This is a genomic window from Amycolatopsis pigmentata (genome assembly GCF_042684065.1).
GTDB classification, from domain to species: Bacteria; Actinomycetota; Actinomycetes; order Mycobacteriales; family Pseudonocardiaceae; genus Amycolatopsis_E; species Amycolatopsis_E pigmentata.
On sequence record NZ_JBHUKR010000006.1, the window covers coordinates 138,476 to 159,749 of the forward strand.

The window sequence follows — 21,274 nt, forward strand, 5'->3', positions numbered from 1 at the left end:
CGCGTTCACCAGCCGCCGATCCAGCCGGTGAGCATTCCGTCCGGCTCGGAACCGGGATCAGCCGAACGGCCGCGCAGGAAGTCGAAGTCGCACCCTTCGTCGGCCTGCAATACATGGTCGACGTAGAGCGACTGGTAACCGCGCCGGAACCGGGACGCCGCAACGGGTTTGGCCGCCCGTCGCGCGGCCAGCCCGGCCTCGTCCACTTCGAGGTGGAGACGGCCTGCCCGGGCGTCCAGCTGGATCCAGTCGCCGTCGCGGACCAGGGACAGTGGTCCGCCCGCGGCCGCTTCGGGCGAGACGTGCAGCACCACGGTGCCGAACGCGGTGCCGCTCATCCGGGCATCGGAGATGCGGACCATGTCGGTCACACCGGCCCGCAACAGCTTTTGCGGGATCGGCAACTGGCCCCATTCCGGCATCCCCGGCGCGCCTTTCGGCCCGGCGTTGGTCAGCACCAGCACCGAATCGGCGTCGACGTCCAGGTCCGGATCGTCGATCCGGGCCGCCAGGTCGGCCATGTCGGCGAACACCACCGCCCGGCCCCGGTGCCGCAGCAGTTCCTCGCTGGCCGCGCTGCACTTGATGACCGCGCCGTCGGGCGCCAGATTGCCGCGTACCACGGCAAGGCCGCCGGCCGGCTGGAACGGCGCGTCCAGCGAAGCGACCACGCCGCGGTCCGGCGCCGGCCTGGCCGGCAGATTTTCGCCGACCGTCTTGCCGTTGATGGTCAGCGCGTCCAGATGCAGCAGCGGCGCCAGCTCCTTCAGCACCGAAGGGATCCCGCCGGCATGGAACAGCTGCTCGACCAGATGCTCGCCGGCGGGCCGGACGTTGACCACCAGCGGAGTGCGGGCGGCCAGCTCGTGGAAGCGGTCCAGCCGCAGGTCCACCCCGGCCCGGCCGGCGATGGCCAGCAGATGGATGACGGCGTTGGACGAGCCACCGGCCGCCAGCATCAGGGTGATCGCGTTGTCGAACGCCTCGGCGGTCAGGATGTCCGACGGCCGGATGCCCTGCCAGGCCAGCTCCACCGCGCGAGCCCCGCAGGCTTCGGCGGTCTGATAGCGGCGGGCGTCGACCGCCGGTGCCGCGGCCGCGCCCGGCAGTGTCATGCCGAGTCCTTCGACGATCGCGGCCAGTGTGGACGCGGTCCCCATTTCCGGGCAGTGGCCGACGGACGGTCCGGCGGCCGCCTCCAGCTCGTCATAGTCCTCAAGGGACATTCGGCCCGCGCGCACGTCGTCGGTGTACTTCCACAGGTCGGTACCGACACCGATCTGCCTGCCGCGGAAGACCGCGGGCGTCGCGGGGCCACCGGTGACCATGATCGCCGGGACGTCCGCGCTGGCCGCGCCCATCAGCTGGGCGGGCACCGTCTTGTCGCAGCCACCGAGCAGCACGACGGCGTCGAACGGGTAGGCGCGGATGGACTCTTCGACGTCCATCGACATCAGGTTGCGGAACAGCATCGCGGTCGGCTTCATCAGCTGCTCGCCGAGCGACATGGTGGGGAATTCGATCGGCAGGCCACCGGCCTGGAGCACGCCCCTGCGCACCGAGTCCGCCAGCGACCGGAAGTGCATGTTGCAGCTGACCGCCTCCGACCAGGAGTTGCAGATGCCGATGATCGGCCTGCCGTCGAACGCCTGCCGAGACAAGCCGAGCGCTCGCAACGCCGTACGGTGGGCGAAGCCCGGCACGTCGTGGCCGGCGAACCAGCGACTGCTGCGCAGCGGCCGGCTGCCGGAGGTTTCGGGGCCGGTCATCAACGGCTCCGGGCGACGAAGTTGGTCACCTTGCGCAGCAGCGGCTGCCGGGCCACCTGGTAGCCGAACGCGCGGCCGGGCTTGCTGGCCATGATCCTCCCGATCGCGCGGCCCCGCCAGCTGCCCGGCGGCGCGCCCGGTGTGACGGTGTCGGCCGGATCCTCGCCGATGCCGACGTCGGCCAGCGCGACCATCGCCGCGTTGTGCCCGTTCGCGCCCATCACCCCGCCGCCCGGATGGGTTCCCGAGCCGCACAGGTAATAACCGTTGACGGGAGTGCGGTAGTTCGCCAGCGTGTCCAGCGGGCGGGCGCCGAACAACTGGTCCAGCAGCATTCCGCCGTGGAAGATGTTGCCGCCGGTGATGTGGTACTCGCGATCGAGATCCCGCGGTGTGATGACCACCCGCTCCACGATGTGCTCGCGCAGGTTGGGGGCGTAACGGAACAGGTCCTCGAGCACCAGATCGGCCCAGCGCTCACGCTCGGCGTCCCAGGTGGTGCCGGCGAGTTCGAACGGCAGCTGCTGGACGCCCAGTGTCATCGTGTGCAGGCCGGGTGGCGCCAGGCTGTCGTCGGTGACGGACTGGATGACCGCCTCGATGACGAACTTCTCCGGGAAGACGCCCCGGCGCTGTGCCTCCCAGGCTTGTTCGAAGGCCTCGCGGGAAGCGCCGAGCAATTGGTGGCCATGGTGTTGCGGACCGGCCGCGGGACTGTCGAACGGCAGATACTGCGGCAGTTCGTCGATCAGCAGATGGATGCGGGCCATCGAACCCTTGGTGTCGATCAGTTCGACCTCGCGCCGGAAATCGGGCTCCAGGTCCCGGGCCGCGAGCAGGTCCAGTAGCGAGCGTTTCGGATCGGCGTTCGACAACACCTGCTCGGCGAGAACACGTTCGCCATCGGCGAGTTCGACACCGATCGCCTTGCCACGTTCCACGATGACCCGCCGGATCGGCGAATTCAGCCGGATCTCGGCGCCGTGGTGTTCCGCGGCCCTGGCCAGCGCGGTGGTGATGGCACCCATACCGCCCCTGGCGAAACCGAACTGGCCGAACTGGCCTTCGAATTCACCCCAGGAATGGTGGCCCCACACATAGGCGGTGCCCGGAGTGGACGGACCGCCCCAGATCGACACCATGCCGAAGAAGGTCAGGAAGCTCTTGATCCGCTCGTCCTCGAAGTACCGGTCGAGCAGGTCGCGCACGGACAGCAGGGTGAATTCGTCGAACAGTTTCTGTTCACCGGCCTCCTCGAAGGCGGCCAGCAGTTTCGAACGGGACGGCGGTGACTTCATCAACCAGGGCGTGACCAGGCCGGCGAACCGCTGGAGCCGGAGGCCGAAGTCGACGAAACGCTGGGCATCGGATTTGTCGAACTTCTCCAGCTCCCGCAGCGTCCGGTCGACCTCCTTCCACAGGAACAGGTGCGAGCCGTCCTCGAAGAGGCTGAACGAGAGTGCGTCTCCCTGATAGAGCTCCAGCCCGAACCGCTTGAGCTCCAGTTCGGCGATGATCTCCGGCCGCAGCAGTCCGGCGATGAACGCACAGGACGACCAGCGCGAGTCCGGGATCAGTTCCTCGGTCACGCAGGCGCCGCCGACGACGTCGCGGGCTTCCAGGACCAGTGTCCGCCGGCCCGCTCTGGCCAGGTAGTTCGCGGCGACCAGGCCGTTGTGCCCGGCGCCGATGACGATCGCGTCGTAGGTACTCATGCTGATTCCTCCGCGACCTTGCGCGCCCCCGCGATCGTGTCGACAGGGCGCTCCTTACCGACACACGCCATGTCAGGCGGAGGGGCGCCCTGCCGCCCCGATAGCGGCAAGAAAGGGCGCGCTTTCTGGTCATCTTGCCAGCCGCGGGTTGTCACAAGGGGTGTCATGCCGGCTCGCCTTCCGGTGGCGTCGCGGTGAGCGGACGGACGAGCAGCGTGGTGACCGTGTCCGTGTCGACCAGTTCACCGAAACGCCGCACGACGGGAGCCAGATCGGCGTCGACGGCCAGTGCCTCCGTCCATTCCGGCCAGGAGGTCAGTCCCATCACTTCGACGATGCGCGGCCGTGCCCCGGCGTCGTCTTCCACCACGTAGGCGTCGAAGCTGGTGACGACCTCTTTGGACAGACAAACAGGACGGTCCTGCTGCTCGGAGAACCGGGCGAAATCGGCCAATGGCACGTCCGGCCGCAGCGTGAACATGTTGATCGCGATGACCTCGCTCACCTCAGGACTCCTCGATGTTGATCATCACGTGCTTGAGCTCGGTGTATTCCTCGAGCGAGTAGATCGACATGTCATTGCCGTTGCCGGACTGCTTGTAGCCACCGTGCGGCATTTCGGGCACCACCGGCAGGTGGTCGTTGATCCACACCGTGCCGAACTGGATGTCCTTGGAGATCCGCAGTGCCCGGGCCACGTCGGCGGTGAAGATCGAGGCGGCCAGGCCGTAGTCGACGTCGTTGGCCATGGCCACCACGTCGTCCGAGTCGCCATAGCGGGTGATGGACACGACCGGTCCGAACACCTCGCGCTGCACGATCTCGTCGCGTTGCTCCGCGTCGAACACCAGCGTCGGCGCGACGAAGAAACCCTTGTCCGGCACCGGCTGCGCGCTGACGAGATCGACGTGGCCGGTCCCGGCGGCCCGGTCCAGGAAGCCGTTGACCCGGTCGCGGTGCGCACCGGTGATGACCGGACCCATGGTCGTCGACTCGTCGGCCGGGTCGCCGAGCACGAGGCCGGCGGTCGCGGCGCTGAACGCGGCGCGGAAGTCGTCGTAGATCCGCTCGTGCACGTAGAGGCGGGACGCCGCCATGCAGTCCTGCCCGGAGTTGCAGAACGAACCGTCCATCAGCTTGGCCACGGTCAGGTCGATGTTCGCGTCGGGCAGTACCAGCACCGGTGCCTTGCCACCCAGTTCGAGGTGCAGTCGCTTGAGGTTGCTGTCGGCCGAGGCCCGCAGCAGTGCCCGGCCGGTGCTCACGTCGCCGGTCAACGAGGACATCCGGACATCGGGATGACCGACCAGTCGCGCACCGACCGTCTCGCCGTCGCCGGTGACGACGTTGAAGACACCGGGCGGGAAGATGTCGGCGGCCAGTTCGGCGAAGCGCAGCGCGGTCAGCGGAGTGTGCTCGGAGGGCTTGAGCACCAAGGTGTTGCCGGTCATCAGCGGCGGGCAGATCTTCCAGATCGCCATCAGCAGCGGGTAGTTCCAGGGCGCCACCGAGCCGACGACGCCGAGCGGATCGCGGCGGATGATGCTGGTGCGCCCGGCCAGATACTCGCCGGCCGCCCTGCCCTCCAGCACCCGCGCCGCCCCGGCGAAGAAACGCAGATGATCGACGATCATCTCCATCTCCTCACGGGCCAGGCCGATCGGCTTGCCGACGTTGGCCGATTCGAGTTGGGCGAACTCTTCCCGCACCCCGTCGAGGCGGTCGGCCAGCCTCAACAGCGCGGTGGCTCGTTCTCCCGGCGTGGTGTGGGACCAGCCGCGAAACGCGGCCGACGCGGCGTCCACAGCGGAATCGACATCGGCGACGGTGGCGCGGGCGACCTCCGCGATGACCGCACCGGTGGCCGGAGCCACGATTTCGTCGGACTGCCCGGTGCTCGGGGCGCGCCACTGCCCGCCGATGAACAGTGAGGCGCGAGTCGGCTGCGCTGTCGTCACGATGCGAATCCCTTCGGGCCGGAATTTCATTCAGTGAAGTACAACATCATTCAATGAAATTGACAGTAGTTGAGTCGGCAGGGGCCGTCAATGGCCCCCGTGGCGGGAAAATCCGCTGGACGATGACGTGCACGACACTGCCCGGAATACGCTTGCCGCACCGGATACCACCGGTGACAGCGGCGATCCGGACGGTAGAAGTCAGCCGGAAAAAGCTCTACCGGCGATCAGATGGCGAGGCGCTTACCGAGTTCGTCGGCGGCACTGACGATGGCTTGTGCGACTTCGTCGAGATTGCGTGCCTTCAGCCGGTGGCTGAGGAAGCTGACGCTCAGCGCGAACTGCGACGGCCCGGCCGAAGCCGGTACCGGCGCCGCGAGGCAGGTCAGGTCCTCCTCCGCCTCTTCGCGGTCGATCGTGTAGCCGTGTTTCATGGTGGCGGCGATGTCGGCTTGGACGGCGGCGATGTCGACCAGCGTGTGGGGGGTGAACCGCGGCAGGCCCGCCCGCTTGAGCACGGCGACCTGATCCGCCGGTGGCATGGTCGACAGCAGCGCCTTGCCGACCGCCGAAGCGTGCCAGGGATCGACCTGGCCGACCGCGGTCAGCCTCTTGATCGCGCGGTGGCCGTGCAGGACCTCGACGATGACGACCTCGTCGTCCTTGCGGTAGGCGAGGTTCACCGTCTCGTTGAACCGGTCGAGCAGTTCCTCCATGATCGGCAGCGCCTCGGCCCTCGGCACCGCGCCGGGCGCCGCGTGCTGCCCGAGCCGGAACACCTCCCAGCCCAGCCGGTAGCGGTTGCCGGGAATCCGTTCGACGTAGCCGAAACTGCTCAGGCTGCTCAGATACCGCAGTACCGTGGCCTCGCTGAGCTCGGCGTCCCTGGCCACTTCGGTGAGCGTGGCCTCGGACCGGTCGCGCAGCACGTGCAGGATGCGAACGGTCCGTTCGACTCCTTCGAGGCTCTTCTTCGACGGCCCGGTCTGCGCCATGGCTGACACGCTATCAGCAGGGATCAGTGCCCGGCTCCGATACGACGAGCCGGCCAGGCGGCGGCTGGAAGATGAGCCGCCGCCTGGCCGGACGGGGAAGTTCGGCCGTGTCATTCAGCTGATCGGGTCGAGCGTGTCGCGGGCGGAGCCCGCCGCGCTACCGCGTTCCGGCTCCTGCGCGGCAAGGCCGACCGGCGCGTCCTTCTTCGGGACGAACACGTAGTAGAGGACCAGGCCGATCACGACCGCGCCGAGCGTGCCGAGGCCGACGTGCAGGGGGTCCTGGTAGATCAGCACCACGCAGAACAACAGTGACCAGACGATCGCGACCGGGTACAGGATCCGCCAGTGCTTCAGCCGGTACGGCCGGCCCGGCAGCTGGTCACGGGAATGGGCCCGGTAACCGACCACCAGCAGGACCGTGAAGGCACCGGCCCAGGTGATCGCCAGCATCGCGATCAGCACCGCGAACAAGGAGCTGTACAGCGTCACCGCGATGGCGATCACGCCGCCGAGGATGACGCCGGCGTACGGGATCTTCTCCCGGTTCAGGCGGGCGAACAGCCGGGCTGCCGGGAACCGGCCGTCACGGGCCTGCGCCCACATCACCCGGGCGCCGGCCAGTTGCAGGATGACCGCGTTGACCCACAGCGCGAACACGGCCAGCACGGTGAACAAGGTGGCCACGGTCTGTCCCGCGTTGGACTTCAGGATGTCGCCCACCGGGTTGCCGGCGCCCAGCACGTCGCCCAGATTGCCGATGCCCAGCACCAGGAACAGCAGCACCAGGGTGCCGATGATCCAGGTGGTCGCGTTGGCGGCCACCGCGGTGCGCGGCACGGTCCTGGCGGCGTCCTTGGTCTCCTCGCCTGCCGTTCCGCTGACGTCGAACGCGGACACGATGTAGACCGAAAGCAGGCAGGCGAACAGCAGGGGCATGATCACCGAGCCCTTGACCGTCCCGTCGGTGGTGAACAGGTAGTGCACGCTGTTCACGTGAGCCTTGCTGTTGAACAGGAAGGCGGCCGCGAGCCCGATCACGATGACCGCGGCGGCACTCAGTTCGGCGACCACGCTGAGGTTGTTGAGCCAGGCGACGATGCGCACACCGAGCAGGTTGGCGACGGTGGAGGCGATGATGAGGATCGCGCTGATACCGACCAGTTCCCAGTGACTCAGATTGTCCACTCCGAACCACGCCATGATGAACGGCGTGATCCCGATGGTCGCCGAAGAAACCGACGCCACATGGGCGATCTGCACCCACCAGCCGACCTGCCAGCCAAGGCTCCTGCCGCGCAACCGCGAAACGATCTGGTAGGCGCCACCGGCCAGCGGGTAGGCCGAACAGAGTTCGGCGACGCACATGGCCACGACGACCTGGAGTCCGGAAGCGACGAACCACACCCAGACCGAAGCCGGCCCGACCTGGCTGAGCCCGATGGTGAAGCCGACCAGCAGCGCGCCGCTGAAGCCGATGGTGGAGTACTGGAGCGCGAAGCTGGAGAACCTGCCGAGCACGCGGCTCAGTTCGCCCCGGTAACCGAGCGCTTCGAGATAGGCCTCGTCGGAGACGGTCGCCGAGTTCAGGCCGCTGTCCACGGGTACGCGTGAGCGGGGATCGATTGATTCCATCTACTTCCTCCGGGATGACCAATGTGGACGAGGGGAGACGTGCCTTCGGCGGATCCCTGCCGACCCGCTCAGGGGTTTTCACTGAGTGAAATAAGCGATCACTGAGTACAAACGATGACACCGGGCCGAATGGCTGTCAAGGCTTGCCCGGCAACTGCCAGGACGGGCCATCAGGTCGGCAACAGCGTCTTAATCGGACGGTCACCGCTCCGAAAAGTCAATGCGGGGCCCAGTCGCGGGCGCCGGGGTGAGGCGGCCGGTGCGAGACGGCGGTGTCAGGCCAAGTCGGCCGACAGTGCCCGTGCGGTGTCCGTGAGTAAGGGCACGGCTCGGCGGAGGAGTTCGTCGGTCATCCGGGTCGCGGGGCCGGACAGGGAGATCGCCAGCCGTACCGGAGTGTCGTGCACCGCCACGGCGACGCAACGCACACCGTTTTCCTGTTCACCCTCGTCGACCGCGTACCCTTGCCGGGCCACTTCGGCCAGTTGTGCCATGAAGCGATCGCGGTCGGTAATGGTGGTCGCGGTGTGGCTGGGCATGCCGGTCCGCTTCAGAATTCCCAGGGCCGAGCCCGGTGGCAAACCGGCCATGATGGCTTTTCCGGCCGCCGTGCAGTGGGGGTCCATCCGTCTGCCGATTTCGGTGAACATGCGGACCGAGTACCGGGACGGGACCTGGGTGAGGTAGACGATCTGATCGCCGTCGAGCATGGCGAGGTTGGCGGTTTCGCCGAGTTCGTCGACCAGGCCGGTCAGGCGCGGGCGGGCGAACAACGTCAGCGTGCGCTCGGAACTGTCACCGAGCCGGATCAGCCGGGGGCTGAGCACATAGCGTCGTGACCGTTCCTGCCTCAGATAGCCGAGTTCCGTCAGCGTGCGGACCAGGCGATGGACGGTGGGCAACGGTATTCCGGACAATGTGGACAGTTGCGAGATGCCGATCGGAATGGCGTTTTCGGCCATCGTTTCGAGCAGAGCGAAGGCCCTGCCGATGGATTGCACACTGCCGCGGCTGCCCGCGTTCTCGGCCGGGGATGTTCCCTCATGCGTTTCGACGACGGGCCCCCTTTGCTCAGTGCGGCTCGGCGAGGCCGCTCGCCCGCTCGATCAACAGGTGGCCGAGCTCCGAGACGAAGGCATCATCCGCGCGCATACTGGGAATCGCGACCGAAACCGCGGTCCGGATGAAGTCCGTCGGGTCGGGCAACGCCACCGCGACGGCCGACAGTCCGGGTTCGCTTTCCTGATTGTTCAGCGCATAACCGCGCGCCCGGATATGCGCGAGCTCCCGGTCGAGATCCGTGCGCCGGACAATGGTGTTCGGTGTGCTCGACGGCAGTTCCGGGTCCGGATACAACGCGTCGAGTTCGGCGGCGGGGAGTTGGGCCAGTAACACCTTTCCGGCCGCGGTCGCGTGCGCCGGCCGTGACATTCCGATCCTGAGCCCGGCGCGAAGTGCCTTGCTGCTCTCGATGCCGTCGATATAGGCCACCGCGGTGCGGTTGAGCGCGACAAGATGCACCGTCTCGTCGAAACGTTCGGCGATTTCTCGCAGCAGCGGACGAGCGTGACCCGCCATCTCGATATGGCGAAGCGCGCCAAGGCCCAGTTCGAGCAGGCGCGGCCCGACGAGGTAGTCCTTCGTGCGGGTGTCCTGGCGGGCATAGCCGTGCCAGAGGAACATCGCGGCGAGGCGGTGGGCCGAGGAGCGGGTGATCGACAACTCTTCGGCCACTTCGGACAGCGAGACCGAGGACCGGGTGCACAGGATCGAGAGCAGGCGGAGCGCGCGGTCCACCGACTCGATGGGGTAGTTCGGCTTGCTGGTCTCGGGCATGCGTCCGTGCATCTGTGGGTGGCGGGCTTGTTGTGCGGAGCATAACACTCTTTCTGTGATGCGGAACGCGCGGTGTGGGCACCCGGACTTGCCTCCCTGCCACGGCACATCCGAGCGGTTCGTGAGCCCTTGTCGGCTCTTGCTTCGCCGTCTCCCACCAGGCTATTCTGCTGAACACAGAAGCTTTTCCGCTATGCGAGATGACCTACGTGGTTTGCAGTACGCGATCCGTGGCCGGCGCGATCGTGCGCGAGATGGCGGCTGCCCGGTGTCTTCGGCCTCACCTGATGTGCCCGCCGCGATCACCGAGCCCACCCGTGAAAGGAGAAGCATGAATTCCCGCGAACGTCTTCGCGTCGCTGTCGCCGAGGGCGACGGCATCGGACCGGAAATCGTCCGCAGTGCCGTCGCGATCGCGCGCGCGGCGCTGGGGTCGTTGGGCGCGGGTTCCCTCGTCGAGTGGGTGGACGTCGACGCGGGCGTTCTCGCGCTCCAGCGGACCGGACAAGCCTTGCCCGACGAGTCGCTCGCGCGGTTGGAGAGCTGTGACGCGCTCGTGCTGGGCCCAGTCGATCACGCGACGTACCCGCGCCACCGGGATGGCCGGCGGCAGAACCCCAGCGGCGAGATCCGCAAGCACTTCGACCTGTTCGCCAACATCCGGCCGGCGAAGACCGTTCCGGGCATCCCGGCCGTCGCGTCCGAAATGGACTTGGTCGTGGTCAGGGAGAACACGGAGGGCTTCTACTCCGATCGCAACATGTTCCGGGGCTACGGCGAGTTCCGGCCCACCGAGGACGTGGCGTTGACCGTGGGGGTCTTCACCCGGCGGGGCGTCGAGCGCGTGGTGCGTCACGCGTTCGAACTGGCCTCCGCGAGACGCGGCGAACTGACCGTCGTGCACAAGGCGAACGTGCTCCCCGAGACGACCGGGATGTACCTCGAGGCGGCACGCCGCCTGGCGCCGTCGTTCCCGGCGGTGGTGGTCCGAGACGAGCATGTGGATGCCATGGCGGCTCTCCTGGTCCGCGATCCGGCGTCCTTCGACGTGGTGGTCACCGAGAACCTCTTCGGCGACATCCTGTCCGATCTCACCGTCCAACTGGCCGGGAGTCTCGGGATGGCGGGATCACTCAACGCCGGGGAGGCCTACGCGATGGCGCAAGCCGCGCACGGCTCCGCGCCGGATATCGCCGGTAGTGACCGTGCCAACCCGTGCAGCCTGGTTTCCTCGGTCGCGATGCTGCTGCGGTGGCTGGCGGGCCGCACCGGCGAGACGGCCTTCGCCACGGCGTCGGCCACGATCGACGCGGCATTGATCGACGCGCTCGGGCACGAACGGACGCCCGATCTCGGCGGCGACGCCACCACGACGTCGTTCACCGAGGCGGTCCTGGACCGGCTCCCGGCACATGTCCCGCACCAGGTCGGCTGAGCCCATGTCCTTCGACCTGGAGCCCGATGACGTCTTCGACGGGCAGGCCCACATCTGGGCCGACGCGACGCCCGAACGGCCCTGGCGGCCGGAGTGGTTCAGCCGGGCGCACCGGTTCCCGGCCCTGGGAGGCAAGGAACTCCTGGCGATGATGGACGACGCCGGTGTCGGTCGCGCGGTCTTGGTCCAGCCGTCCTGGGCGGGCGATGACAACGACGTGGTGATCGAAGCGGCGGAACGGCATCCCGGCCGTTTCGTCGTGATGGCCCGCGTCCCGGTCGACCGGGCTTCGGGCGAACCGATGCTCGAGGCGTTCGCCGAACACCCCGCGATTTTCGGTGTGCGGCTTACGTTTCACCGGCCCGAGATGCAGGCGTGGTTGACCGACGGCACCACGGACTGGCTGTGGCCCGAGCTCGCCGCGCACGGGCTGGCCGCGATGGTCTATGCCCCGGGCAGGAACCCGGAACTCCGCCGGATCGCGCGGCGGAACCCCGGACTGCGGCTCGCGGTCGACACGCTGGGCCTGACGCTGACCATGCGGGACGACGAGATCGAGGCGCCCGTCCGCGATCTCGAAATCTTCGCCGACGTGCCCAATGTGGTGGTCAAGGCCACCGCGTTGCCGGGATATGTCAGCGACGGCTACCCGTTCGCGAGCCTGGCGCCACGCCTGCGCTTTCTCTTCGACACGCTCGGAAAAGACCGTGTCCTCTGGGCCAGCGATCTGACCCGCGTGCCCCATCCGTACCGCTCGATCGTGACCTTCGCCGCCGACCTCGGTGTGCTCAGCGACGACGAGATCACCGCCTTCATGGGGCGCAGCCTGGCGAACTGGCTGTCACCCGGACGACCGAACACCGACCGATGAGGTGAGGACCGACCGATGAGTGCTGACTTGCTTATGCTTCCGCCCCAGGACGAGGTGGCGCGACTCTGGGCACCCCGCCTGGCCAAGGAGGTCCCCGGCGTCAACGTGATCGTGGCCGCCGACGAGGACGAGGCCAGCGCGGTCCTGAAAAACGGCGTGCGAGCCGCATACGGCACCCTGACGCCCCGCCTGATCGAGGCCGCTACCGGTCTCGAATGGCTGCAGGCGCCGATGGCGGCGCCACCGGCGGGCTACTACTTCCCTGAGCTGACCGCGCACCCCGTGGTCGTGACGAACATGCGGGACACCTACACCGACCACGTGTCCACGCACGCGGTGGCGTTGCTGCTCTCGCTGGCCCGGAACCTGCCCTATTACCTGCGCAAGCAGATCGACCGCTCGTGGGCGCCGGACAAACGCGAGGAGACGATCCTCCATCTCCCGGAAGCGACCGTCCTGATCGTCGGTCTCGGCGCGCTGGGGGAGTACATCGCCAGGCTGCTCCGGCCGCTTGGCTGCCGCATTGTCGGCACCGACGCGCGGCGCGAAGAGAAGCCGGACCCCGTCGACGAGATGGGCCGTCCGGAAGACCTGGACGCCTACCTCACCGAGGCCGACGCCGTCCTGCTCACCGTGCCGCATACACCCGAGACCTACAAACTCATCGACGAGCGTCGTCTCGGCTTGATGAAGCCGTCGGCACTGCTGGTGAACATCGGCCGTGGTGCCGTCGTCGACATCGACGCGCTCGCCACGGCCCTGCGCGACGGCGTGATCCGGGCCGCCGCGATCGATGTCGTGCCCGAGGAACCCCTTCCGGCGGACCATCCATTGTGGTCCGAACCACGCGCGATCGTGACGCCTCACGTCGCGGCGGTCGGGCCGCACAAGGAGGAACGCCGGTTCACCGTGCTGCGCGAGAACGCGGAACGCTTTCTTTCCGGCCGCGACCTCTTCAATGTCGTCGACAAAGCCGCCTGGTTCTGAAGCGCCGGTTCGCCTTGTACCAAGGATTTGTCCACAAAGGAAGGTGGAGTTCTCGATGACCCCCGAACCGCTCAGCCCCTACAACAAGCCGATGACACGCGACGGCAAGCCGATCGCGGTCAAGCTCCGCGAGATCACGTTGCGCCAGATCGGTCACATGGAAGTCGAGTTCTCCTTGCCGGAGAAGGTCTACTACTTCAAGCGCCTCGCGCTGGCCGGGGTCGCCGAGGCCATCGTGTGGGGCTCGGACGAAGACGCGGCGGAACTGGTGCGCCGCACGGCCGACGCCGGTATCCCGCTCGGCGTCGGCTATTACGGCAAGACATTCTTCCCCGAGGAAGCGACGCGCACCATCGAGAAGGCCGCCAAGGCCGGGGCCGCGTTCGTCTGCTTCAACGGCCGCGGTTCGGCGATGGCGCTGGAAGAGTCGGGCTGGACCCAGAGCCGGATGATCGACACCTCCATCGACATCGTGAAGCAGTCGAAGGACGCCGGCGTCCCGATCTCGATCGGGCTCTACGGATTCACCCAGACCACGCCCGACTTCATCCAGGAATTCGCCGGAAAGGTCAGCGAGGCGGGCGCCGACCGGATCTACTGCCCTGATTCCCTCGGCGTGGCCAGTCCCGAGGCGATGCGCGAGATCGTCGGCCACATCCGCTCCGTCAGCGACGTCCCGATCGAGGCGCACTGCCACAACGACACCGGCATGGGGCTGGCCAACACCGCCGCCTGCGTCGAGGCGGGCGCGGACTACGTCGAATGCGTCGTCAACGGAATGGACCCCGAGCGCTGCGGTATCGCCTCGCTCGACGAAGTCGCCGTCTCGCTGGAGAAACTCTACGGCGTCGACACCGGCATCGTGCTCACGGAGCTCACGGATCTCGCCCGCACCCACACCGAAATGACGGGGCTGGCGATCGCCGCCAACAAACCGATCGTCGGCCCCCGCGCCTTCAACTACCGCGTCGCGACCGGCTCCGGCGATGCCGAGGCCCGCAAGGACAACTTCTACGGCTCAGCCCGCGTGGTGCCGTTCAATCCCGCCGATGTCGGGAACGCGCGACGGTTCATGCTCGGCAAGTACTCCGGCCCCAACGAGGTGACCCGTGCGCTGACCGACGCCGGACTCCCGGTGCCGGACCCGAGTGCCCTGACGGTGCTGGTGGGCTTGGTGCGCGCGCTGGGCGAGCGGAACCGCTCGACGGTGAACACCGAGGAGCTGACCCATCTGCTCAACGTCGTCTCCTGACGCGCCTGTCACCGGAACGAAGGACGAAACCCCATGACCAAAGCGACTTTTCGCTCTCCGAAGGCCGACGACGTGACGCTGGTCGTCGAGCCGGGTGTCAGCCTGATGCAAGCGGCGGTCAGGGCCGGTCTCGACGGGATCGTCGCCGACTGCGGAGGCCAGCGCCAGTGCGCCACCTGCCATGTCTACGTGGACGAGGCGTTCACCGGCCTGCTGCCGCCGATGAGCGAGGACGAGGACGACATGCTCGAGATCACCGCCACCGAGCGCACCGGCCGAAGCCGGCTCTCCTGCCAGCTGGTGGCGAGTGAGGACATCGAGGAGATCGTCGTCGACCTGCCGGAGCGACAGCGGTGACCACGGAGGGACCGCACGCGGCGGTGGTGGTCGTCGGGGCCGGTCACGCCGGTTTCACCGTCGCGTCGCAGCTGCGCACCGAGGGATACGAGGGCAGTATCACGCTGGTCGACGAGCAAGGGCGGCTGCCGTACCAGCGGCCGCCGCTGTCGAAGGCGTACCTGAACGGCGACCTGCCCGCCGACGAGTTGCCCTTCCGTGGCGCGGTGTTCTACGAGAGAGAGCGCATCGACTACCTCGCGGGTGAGGGCGTCGTGACGATCGATCGCGCGGCCCGGTCGGTGGTCACGACCACCGACCGGACGCTTCGCTACGACGCCCTGGTGCTGGCGACCGGTGCCACGCCGATCCGGCCGCCCATGTTCGCGCCGGGCATCGGGGGAGTGCTGGAACTGCGGAGCATCGAGGATGCCGACGGGCTCGCCGCCGCCTTGCGCGGCGCGCGGCGGGTGGTCGTCGTCGGTGGCGGGTTCATCGGCCTCGAGGTCGCCTGTGCCGCGCGCAAGCACGGCCTGGCGGTGGATGTCGTCGAGCTCCGGGACCGCGTGATGGCACGCGCCGTCGGGCCGACGGTGTCGGCCTACGCGGTCGATGCCCATCGAGCGATGGGCATCACCGTGCATCTCGGCGCCGGTGTCACGACCATCGACACTCACGACGGCCGGGTCCGAGGCGTGACTCTCGCTACGGGACAAAGCATTCCGGCCGATCTGGTCGTGCTCGGCGTCGGTATCGCGCCGCGGACGGAACTGGCGGAGAAGGCCGGCCTCGATGTCGACAACGGCATTGTCGTCAACGAGTTCTTGGAGACTTCCGACCCGGCGATCTCCGCGATCGGTGACTGCTGCTCGTTCCCGTACTTCCCCGGCGGGCGCCGGGTGCGCCTCGAATCGGTCCAAAACGCCACCGATCAGGCGCGCAACCTGGCCAAGCGACTTTCCGGCACCCGCACCCCCTACACCGACCTGCCGTGGTTCTGGAGCGACCAGGGCGGGCTGAAGCTGCAGATGGCCGGGGTCGGTGGCGCGGCCGACCGGGAGGTCGTCCACGGCGACCCGGCCTCGGGCAAGTTTTCCGTGCTGCGCTTCGACGGAGACCGGCTCGTCTGCGGTGAATCCGTCAACAGTTCCGGCGACCACGTCTCGCTGCGCACGGTGGTCGCCCACGGCCGGGACGAGGAGGTCGTCCGAAAACTCCGCAGCGAGCCCGGGACGGCCGACCTCAGGCAACTCGCCCGCTCGCTGCGCCGCAGGTCTTACCAATCCGACCAAAAGTAGGCGGAGACGGCCCGGAGCCAAACCGCTTACAGGGCCCCATTTCCGCCGTGGCTGTGGTCGGATTGGTAAGGATCGGCACAGTAGCGGCGCCGGAAACTCCGCATCGACAGATCCCAGAGAGGACCCACGAGGACATGCCACTCCAGTCAGACGTCAAGCCGCTCGCCGACGAGGTGGCCGAGTTCTATCACGCGACCGGTGACGCCGACCCGACCAGCCTCTACCACCGCCTGCTCACCGAGGAGCCGGTGCACAAGACCCGGTTCGGCTTCTGGATCGTCGCCGAATACGCCGACGCGTTGACCGTTCTCAAGGGCGACAAGACCATCCGCACGGCACCGCCCCTGGCTCACCCGGGATCGCCGGAGGACGAGCTCAACCGCCACTTCCTCAGCCGGAAAGAGGAACCCGATCACGGCCGGTTGCGGCGCATCGTGCAGGGTGTCTTTTCCCCTCGCCGGGTCCGGGCCTTCACCGGGATGATCGAGGACACCGTCCGGGAGGTGGTCCGTCGCGCCCGCGAAACCGGTGAGTTCGACATGGCGAACGACATCGCGCGCCCGCTGCCGTTGTCCTTGCTGTGCACCATTTTCGACGTGCCGCTGGAATTTCGCGATGCCATGAGCGACGCGCTCGCCAACCTCATCCTCGCCTACCGGCCGGCGGGCGCGCCCGAAGGCGCCGCCCAGCTCGCCGACGACTCGGCGCAACTGGTGATCGACAAGATTCAGTCCATGATGGACAGTCGCCGCCGTGATCCCGGCGACGACCTGCTTTCGGTCATGCTGCAGGCGCAGGCGGACGGCGCGGAGATTTCCGACCCGGAGATCCTCAGCATCGTCGCGCACCTGCTCCAGGCCGGCACCCAGACCACGCGCATCCTGCTGACGAACGGCCTCATGGCCCTCCTCGAGCACCCCGGCCAGCTCGCCCGCCTCCACGCGGACCGCGACCTGATCAAACCGGCCGTCGAGGAGTGCCTGCGCTGGGTCACGCCGTCGCGCACGCTGGCACAGCGGGTGGCGATCGACGACATCGAGGTCGGCGGCAAGGTGATCCCCGAGGGGGACGAGCTAGCGGTGTGGGTGGGCGCGGCCAACCGCGATCCCAAGGTGTTCGAAGACCCGGACGTCTTCGACGTGGGGCGCACCCCGAACCCGCATCTGTCCTTCTCCACGGGCACGCACTACTGCCTGGGCGTCAATCTCGCCCGGCTCGAAGGCAACGTGGTCTTCCGCGTTCTGCTCGACGAACTTCCGGAGCTGGAATTCTCGAAGAGCGAACTCGTGTGGGGCGAGTCCCCGATGCGGCCGATGATCACGTCGATGCCGGTCCGCGTGCGCTGAGCCGCGCTCACTTTCGTTCCAGCGCCGCCAGTCGCAGTTCGAGCTGGTCGACCCGGTGCCGGAGCAGGGCGACCTGGGCCTCCAGGCTGACCTCCCGTTCCGCCCTGCGCTGGATGCGCGGTGACGCGGCGGCGCGTGCGAGCACCGCGTCCAGCTGGACCAGGCGCTGCGGTCCGTTCGGGCCGTCCACCAGCCGGGACTGGATCTCACCGTTGCGATACCAGGACCGCAGCGCCGAGCGGGACACGCCGGTCTCGGCCTCCGCCTTGGCCAGCGTGACCCAGGGCGTCTCGTCCAGTTGCTCGAACAGCTCCAGCTCGTTCCGCCAGCGCGCGAGCCGGTCCTCCCAGTCCGACGGTGTCTCCATCGCACCCTCCCTTCGGCACGGTCACCCTGTCAATAACAGTGTATTGACAGGGTTGCGACCATGGAACCATGTTCGAAAGATTCACAGTGAAGGCCCGCCAGGTGGTCGTCGCGGCCCAGGAGCAGGCGAGACTGTTCAAACACGACTACATCGGCACGGAGCACATCCTGTTGGGGTTGCTCGAGGCGTCGGACAGCGTGGCGGCGAAGGTTCTGAACCAGCTCGGGTACGACAAGAAGACGGCCCACGCCGATGTCGCCGCGGTCGCCAAGCCCGGCACGGAGGAGCTCAGCGGCCATATCCCGTTCGCTCCGCGCGCGAAGAAGACGCTGGAACTGGCCCTGCGCGAAGCGCTGGAACTGCACCACAACTACATCGGCACGGAGCACATCCTGCTCGCCCTGGTCAGGGAGGGTGAGGGCGTCGGCGCGCAGGTCCTTGCCGCTCGGATCAATCCGGTCAGCAAGATCCGCGCCGCGGTGCTGGCCTCGCTGGAGAGAGCCCCGGAGGTCGCGGCGGGCCCGTGGCCGACCGGCACGCCTGCCACCGAGGACACCGTGGCCGCCGCCAGCGCGCTGGCCGGTGGCGCCCCGGTCGGTAGTCATCACCTGCTCGAAGCCATGCTGCGGGCGGAGAACAGCATGGCGGCCAGGGTCCTGCGCGAACTCGGCGTCCACCCGGAGGCGGTCGCCGCCAAGATCGACGAACTCGACCCGGAGACGACCACGGACGCGAACCCGGAGGAGGCCGCCGCGCGCAAGATGGAGATCCGGCTGGTCGACGACGAGGTGCACCTGATCCTCCGCGACCCGGCGACGACCACGCTCGCCAAGAAGGTCGCCGAACTCTCCGACGGCCCGGTCCAGGGCGCCGGCCCGGTCGCCGGCCTGTTCGTCCCGCTCTGGCGGTCGACCAACCAGTTGCTGCTGCAGATCCAGCGCATGCTGGAGCCGGAGCCCGAAGAAGAGGGCGGATCCAGCGCGAACAAAGTGGACAAGGTCGTGCGCACGGTGCTCGCGCCCCGGCTCCGCCGCCGAGCCGGCTGATCGGCGCCGTGTTCTGATCTTGGCGCAATCGTCAGCTCGCACAGTGCATCTCCGGCCGTGGGCGGTGGGGCATTCGTGCCCTCCGCCCTGGCTTGTCGATGCAGGTTCGGGTGGACCTGTCGCACACGACTTCGTCTGTCACCGTGATCGTCCTTAATGGACAGAAGTCGCCGGCGGCAGGCCGCCAGGTTTCGGTTTCGTGAAGCCAGGGTCGCTCAGCCGTTTCACTCCTGGCGTGGGTGCTCGGACGATTTTCACACTTTCCGGTGGTTGTGGTCTTTACCTGGACGGTTGCGTTCAATTGTTCGATAAAAGGGGCTCATGGGCGCACCCAGCCTTCCCGCCCTGCCTGGTTTCCCGAGAGCCTGACCGGAACGGTACTTCCGTGCCGCGGAAAGAAGTTTTCGATCGCCAGGCGTTTCCCGCAGAGTGGTTCGGTAGATCCGGCCGATGAAGCGTAGCGAGAAGGGAAAGGTCGTCGCATGGCTTTGGAATTCGGGATTTTCGACTCGTTCGACCTCGCGCGCGGCGGGGCTGGGGAGCTGCTCGACGACCGGCTGCGGTTCGCCCGGGAGGCCGAGCGGCTGGGCTTCGCCCGCTACCACGTGACCGAGCACCACGGCACGCCGTTGTCGGTGTGCCCGTCGCCCAACCTGTTCATCGCGGCGCTGAGCAGGCTCACCTCCACGATGCGGCTGGGCACGCTGGTCACCGTGCTGCCCGCCTACGAACCGTTCCGGCTCGCGGAGGAGATCGCGACGCTGGACCAGCTCACCCACGGCCGGCTGGACTTCGGCGTCGGTTCCGGGATCAGCCCATTTGAACTGGGCATCCTCGGCGTGCGGGCCGACCAGGCGCGTGACCTCTATCAGGAGACCCTCGGCGCGGTCACGAACGCGCTGCGCACCGGCCGCATGACGCACCAGGGCGAGCTGCTGCGCGACTACGACGCGGCGCTGTCCGTGCTCCCGGTCCAGAGGCCTTATCCGCAGCTGTGGTACGCGTCCGGCAGCGCGGCCACTGCCGCATGGGCCGCCGGAAACGGTGTCAACTTCGTGACTCGCTGGGAGAACGGCGCGGTCGCCGAGGTCGGGACCACGTTCTGGACCGCGTGGGAGAAGCACCGGGGCGACACGGACCGGCTCAACCCCGTCCCCGCGTGGCCGCGCTTCGGCATCTCGGGCCCGGTGGTCGTGGCGAGCAGTCAAGCCGAAGCGGAGGACGTGTTCGGCCGCGCGAACGCCCTGCACGAGGAGCGCCTTCTGCGCCTTTGGCACGAGCACGACGACCACCGCATCGACGGCGTGTTCAGCGCGGAAAGCGTGCTGGCCAAGGGGAACGGCATCATCGGCACCGCGGACTCGGTGCGGGACGAGATCGTGGCGCAGGTCGAGGCGTCCGGCGTGAACTACCTGGAGTTGAAGATCATCTTCGGCGACCTCGCCTTCGACGCCGCCGTGACGACCGCGCGGACGATCATCGAGCACGTCGCCCCGGCCGCTCGTGCTGCCGCGGACCGGGCGGCCCGCCGGCTCGGCCTGCCGGTCGACTGAACCGTGGCGCCGAGCCCGGCGGACGTGGGCCGGGTCCGCGGTTTTACCCGCCGCGCGCGACACCACGATCGGGTGCGCTCATGTCTCCCGTCGCGGGCGTGCCTTCGGCGAGCCCGTAGCGCAGGTGCACGATGCCGTTCGGGCTGGCCTCCGGCGGGTCGAGGAGCGTGACGTTCGTGGGTACGGTGCCGCCGTCGAACACCTTCTTCCCGACGCCGAGCACGACCGGGTGCACCCAGAGGTCGAGACGGTCGAAGAGCTTCTCGCGCAAGAGTGTCTGCACCAGGTCCAGACTGCCGACGACCTTCACGTGCTCGTGCCGGTCACGGATCTCGCGCACCGCTTTGGCCAGATCCGGGCCGAGCTGCGTGGACCCGGCCCACGAAAGGTCGGGCTTGCCACGGGAGGCCACGTACTTCGGCACGCTGTTGAAGAGCGTGGCGATCTGGTTGTCCTCGTCGCCCTCGTAGTGCGGCCAGTAGGCGGCGAAGATGTCATACGTCCGCCGGCCGAGCAGGAGAGCGTCAGTGTCCTCATACGCGGCACCGACCTGCGCCCCGGAGACCTCGTCCATCAGAGGCGCCTGCCAGCCGCCGAACGGGAACCCTGCCGGGTCCTCGTCGGGGCCGCCGGGCGCCTGCCCGACGAGGTCGAGGGTCGCGAACATCTCGATGTCGATGAGGCCCATGGCTTACTCCCGATGTGGTGGTTGTGTCGGTCGACAGGTAGACCCGCGGCCGTCGGCAAACTCATCGCCGCGGCGGCACCCGGCTTCGGCGCGTAACGGAACGGCGACGTCGCGGCGGTCGCATCCCCGGAGCGGAACGTGCCTCCGCCGAGGCTGAGGGACCCCGGTCACTCGCGTATCGCACAGA

At 68.0% G+C, this 21,274-nt stretch carries 19 protein-coding genes; 9 read left to right on the forward strand and 10 right to left on the reverse strand.

Annotation, left to right across the window (positions count from 1 at the left end; all coding sequences use genetic code 11):
- Positions 1-5 precede the first annotated feature (5 nt).
- The 8 genes from ACFSXZ_RS08650 to ACFSXZ_RS08685 all read right to left on the reverse strand — a co-directional run bounded on the left by ACFSXZ_RS08650 (position 6) and on the right by ACFSXZ_RS08685 (position 9,908).
- Positions 6-1,769, reverse strand: a complete 1,764-nt coding sequence (locus tag ACFSXZ_RS08650) for a dihydroxy-acid dehydratase (RefSeq protein ID WP_378263147.1) — start codon at positions 1,767-1,769, stop codon at positions 6-8.
- Entirely contained in the window at positions 1,769-3,484 is a 1,716-nt protein-coding gene (locus ACFSXZ_RS08655; RefSeq protein WP_378263149.1) for a phytoene desaturase family protein, read from the reverse strand. The genes ACFSXZ_RS08650 and ACFSXZ_RS08655 overlap by 1 nt, the downstream gene beginning before the upstream one ends.
- A gap of 163 nt (positions 3,485-3,647) precedes the next feature.
- A complete protein-coding gene (locus tag ACFSXZ_RS08660) occupies positions 3,648-3,989 on the reverse strand; it encodes a hypothetical protein (protein WP_378263151.1) in 342 nt (113 codons plus the stop codon).
- A 1-nt stretch (position 3,990) separates the two neighbouring features.
- Positions 3,991-5,442 carry an aminobutyraldehyde dehydrogenase gene (locus ACFSXZ_RS08665; protein ID WP_378263153.1) on the reverse strand — a complete coding sequence of 484 codons (1,452 nt, stop codon included), beginning with the start codon at positions 5,440-5,442 and terminating at the stop codon, positions 3,991-3,993.
- A 227-nt stretch (positions 5,443-5,669) separates the two neighbouring features.
- The gene (locus ACFSXZ_RS08670) at positions 5,670-6,437 is read right to left on the reverse strand and encodes an IclR family transcriptional regulator (RefSeq protein ID WP_378263155.1); all 768 of its coding nucleotides are present in this window, start codon (positions 6,435-6,437) and stop codon (positions 5,670-5,672) included.
- A 114-nt stretch (positions 6,438-6,551) separates the two neighbouring features.
- Positions 6,552-8,072 (reverse strand): APC family permease, encoded by a 1,521-nt coding sequence (locus ACFSXZ_RS08675; protein ID WP_378263157.1) that lies wholly within the window; start codon positions 8,070-8,072, stop codon positions 6,552-6,554.
- Positions 8,073-8,347: 275 nt separating this feature from the next.
- A complete protein-coding gene (locus tag ACFSXZ_RS08680) occupies positions 8,348-9,073 on the reverse strand; it encodes an IclR family transcriptional regulator (RefSeq protein ID WP_378263159.1) in 726 nt (241 codons plus the stop codon).
- A gap of 70 nt (positions 9,074-9,143) precedes the next feature.
- Positions 9,144-9,908 carry an IclR family transcriptional regulator gene (locus tag ACFSXZ_RS08685; RefSeq protein WP_378263161.1) on the reverse strand — a complete coding sequence of 255 codons (765 nt, stop codon included), beginning with the start codon at positions 9,906-9,908 and terminating at the stop codon, positions 9,144-9,146.
- 331 nt (positions 9,909-10,239) lie between these two features.
- On the opposite strand from ACFSXZ_RS08685, the gene ACFSXZ_RS08690 reads away from it, so the two are divergent.
- From ACFSXZ_RS08690 to ACFSXZ_RS08720, 7 genes are all read left to right on the forward strand, one after another.
- The gene (locus tag ACFSXZ_RS08690) at positions 10,240-11,343 is read left to right on the forward strand and encodes an isocitrate/isopropylmalate dehydrogenase family protein (protein WP_378263163.1); all 1,104 of its coding nucleotides are present in this window, start codon (positions 10,240-10,242) and stop codon (positions 11,341-11,343) included.
- A 4-nt stretch (positions 11,344-11,347) separates the two neighbouring features.
- Entirely contained in the window at positions 11,348-12,214 is an 867-nt protein-coding gene (locus ACFSXZ_RS08695) for an amidohydrolase family protein (protein ID WP_378263164.1), read from the forward strand.
- A gap of 15 nt (positions 12,215-12,229) precedes the next feature.
- Positions 12,230-13,201: a D-2-hydroxyacid dehydrogenase gene (locus ACFSXZ_RS08700; RefSeq protein ID WP_378263165.1), complete on the forward strand. Its 972-nt coding sequence runs from the start codon at positions 12,230-12,232 to the stop codon at positions 13,199-13,201.
- A gap of 55 nt (positions 13,202-13,256) precedes the next feature.
- Positions 13,257-14,453, forward strand: coding sequence for a hypothetical protein (locus ACFSXZ_RS08705; RefSeq protein ID WP_378263166.1), 1,197 nt, complete (start codon positions 13,257-13,259; stop codon positions 14,451-14,453).
- Positions 14,454-14,486: 33 nt separating this feature from the next.
- On the forward strand, positions 14,487-14,810 hold the full coding sequence (locus tag ACFSXZ_RS08710) for a 2Fe-2S iron-sulfur cluster-binding protein (protein WP_378263168.1): 324 nt from the start codon (positions 14,487-14,489) through the stop codon (positions 14,808-14,810).
- Positions 14,807-16,087, forward strand: a complete 1,281-nt coding sequence (locus ACFSXZ_RS08715) for an NAD(P)/FAD-dependent oxidoreductase (RefSeq protein WP_378263170.1) — start codon at positions 14,807-14,809, stop codon at positions 16,085-16,087. Before ACFSXZ_RS08710 ends, ACFSXZ_RS08715 begins: the two co-directional genes overlap by 4 nt.
- A gap of 134 nt (positions 16,088-16,221) precedes the next feature.
- Positions 16,222-17,433 carry a cytochrome P450 gene (locus ACFSXZ_RS08720; protein ID WP_378263172.1) on the forward strand — a complete coding sequence of 404 codons (1,212 nt, stop codon included), beginning with the start codon at positions 16,222-16,224 and terminating at the stop codon, positions 17,431-17,433.
- 7 nt (positions 17,434-17,440) lie between these two features.
- Here the strand turns inward: ACFSXZ_RS08720 and ACFSXZ_RS08725 are convergent, their stop codons facing one another.
- The gene (locus tag ACFSXZ_RS08725; RefSeq protein WP_378263174.1) at positions 17,441-17,800 is read right to left on the reverse strand and encodes an excisionase; all 360 of its coding nucleotides are present in this window, start codon (positions 17,798-17,800) and stop codon (positions 17,441-17,443) included.
- Positions 17,801-17,868: 68 nt separating this feature from the next.
- Between ACFSXZ_RS08725 and ACFSXZ_RS08730 the strand changes: the two genes are divergently transcribed.
- Positions 17,869-18,846, forward strand: a complete 978-nt coding sequence (locus tag ACFSXZ_RS08730) for a Clp protease N-terminal domain-containing protein (RefSeq protein ID WP_378263176.1) — start codon at positions 17,869-17,871, stop codon at positions 18,844-18,846.
- A 482-nt stretch (positions 18,847-19,328) separates the two neighbouring features.
- Positions 19,329-20,399, forward strand: a complete 1,071-nt coding sequence (locus ACFSXZ_RS08735) for an LLM class flavin-dependent oxidoreductase (protein WP_378263178.1) — start codon at positions 19,329-19,331, stop codon at positions 20,397-20,399.
- Positions 20,400-20,442: 43 nt separating this feature from the next.
- On the opposite strand, the gene ACFSXZ_RS08740 is transcribed toward ACFSXZ_RS08735, so the two are convergent.
- A complete protein-coding gene (locus tag ACFSXZ_RS08740) occupies positions 20,443-21,087 on the reverse strand; it encodes a dihydrofolate reductase family protein (RefSeq protein ID WP_378263180.1) in 645 nt (214 codons plus the stop codon).
- Between the last annotated feature and the right edge of the window lie 187 nt (positions 21,088-21,274).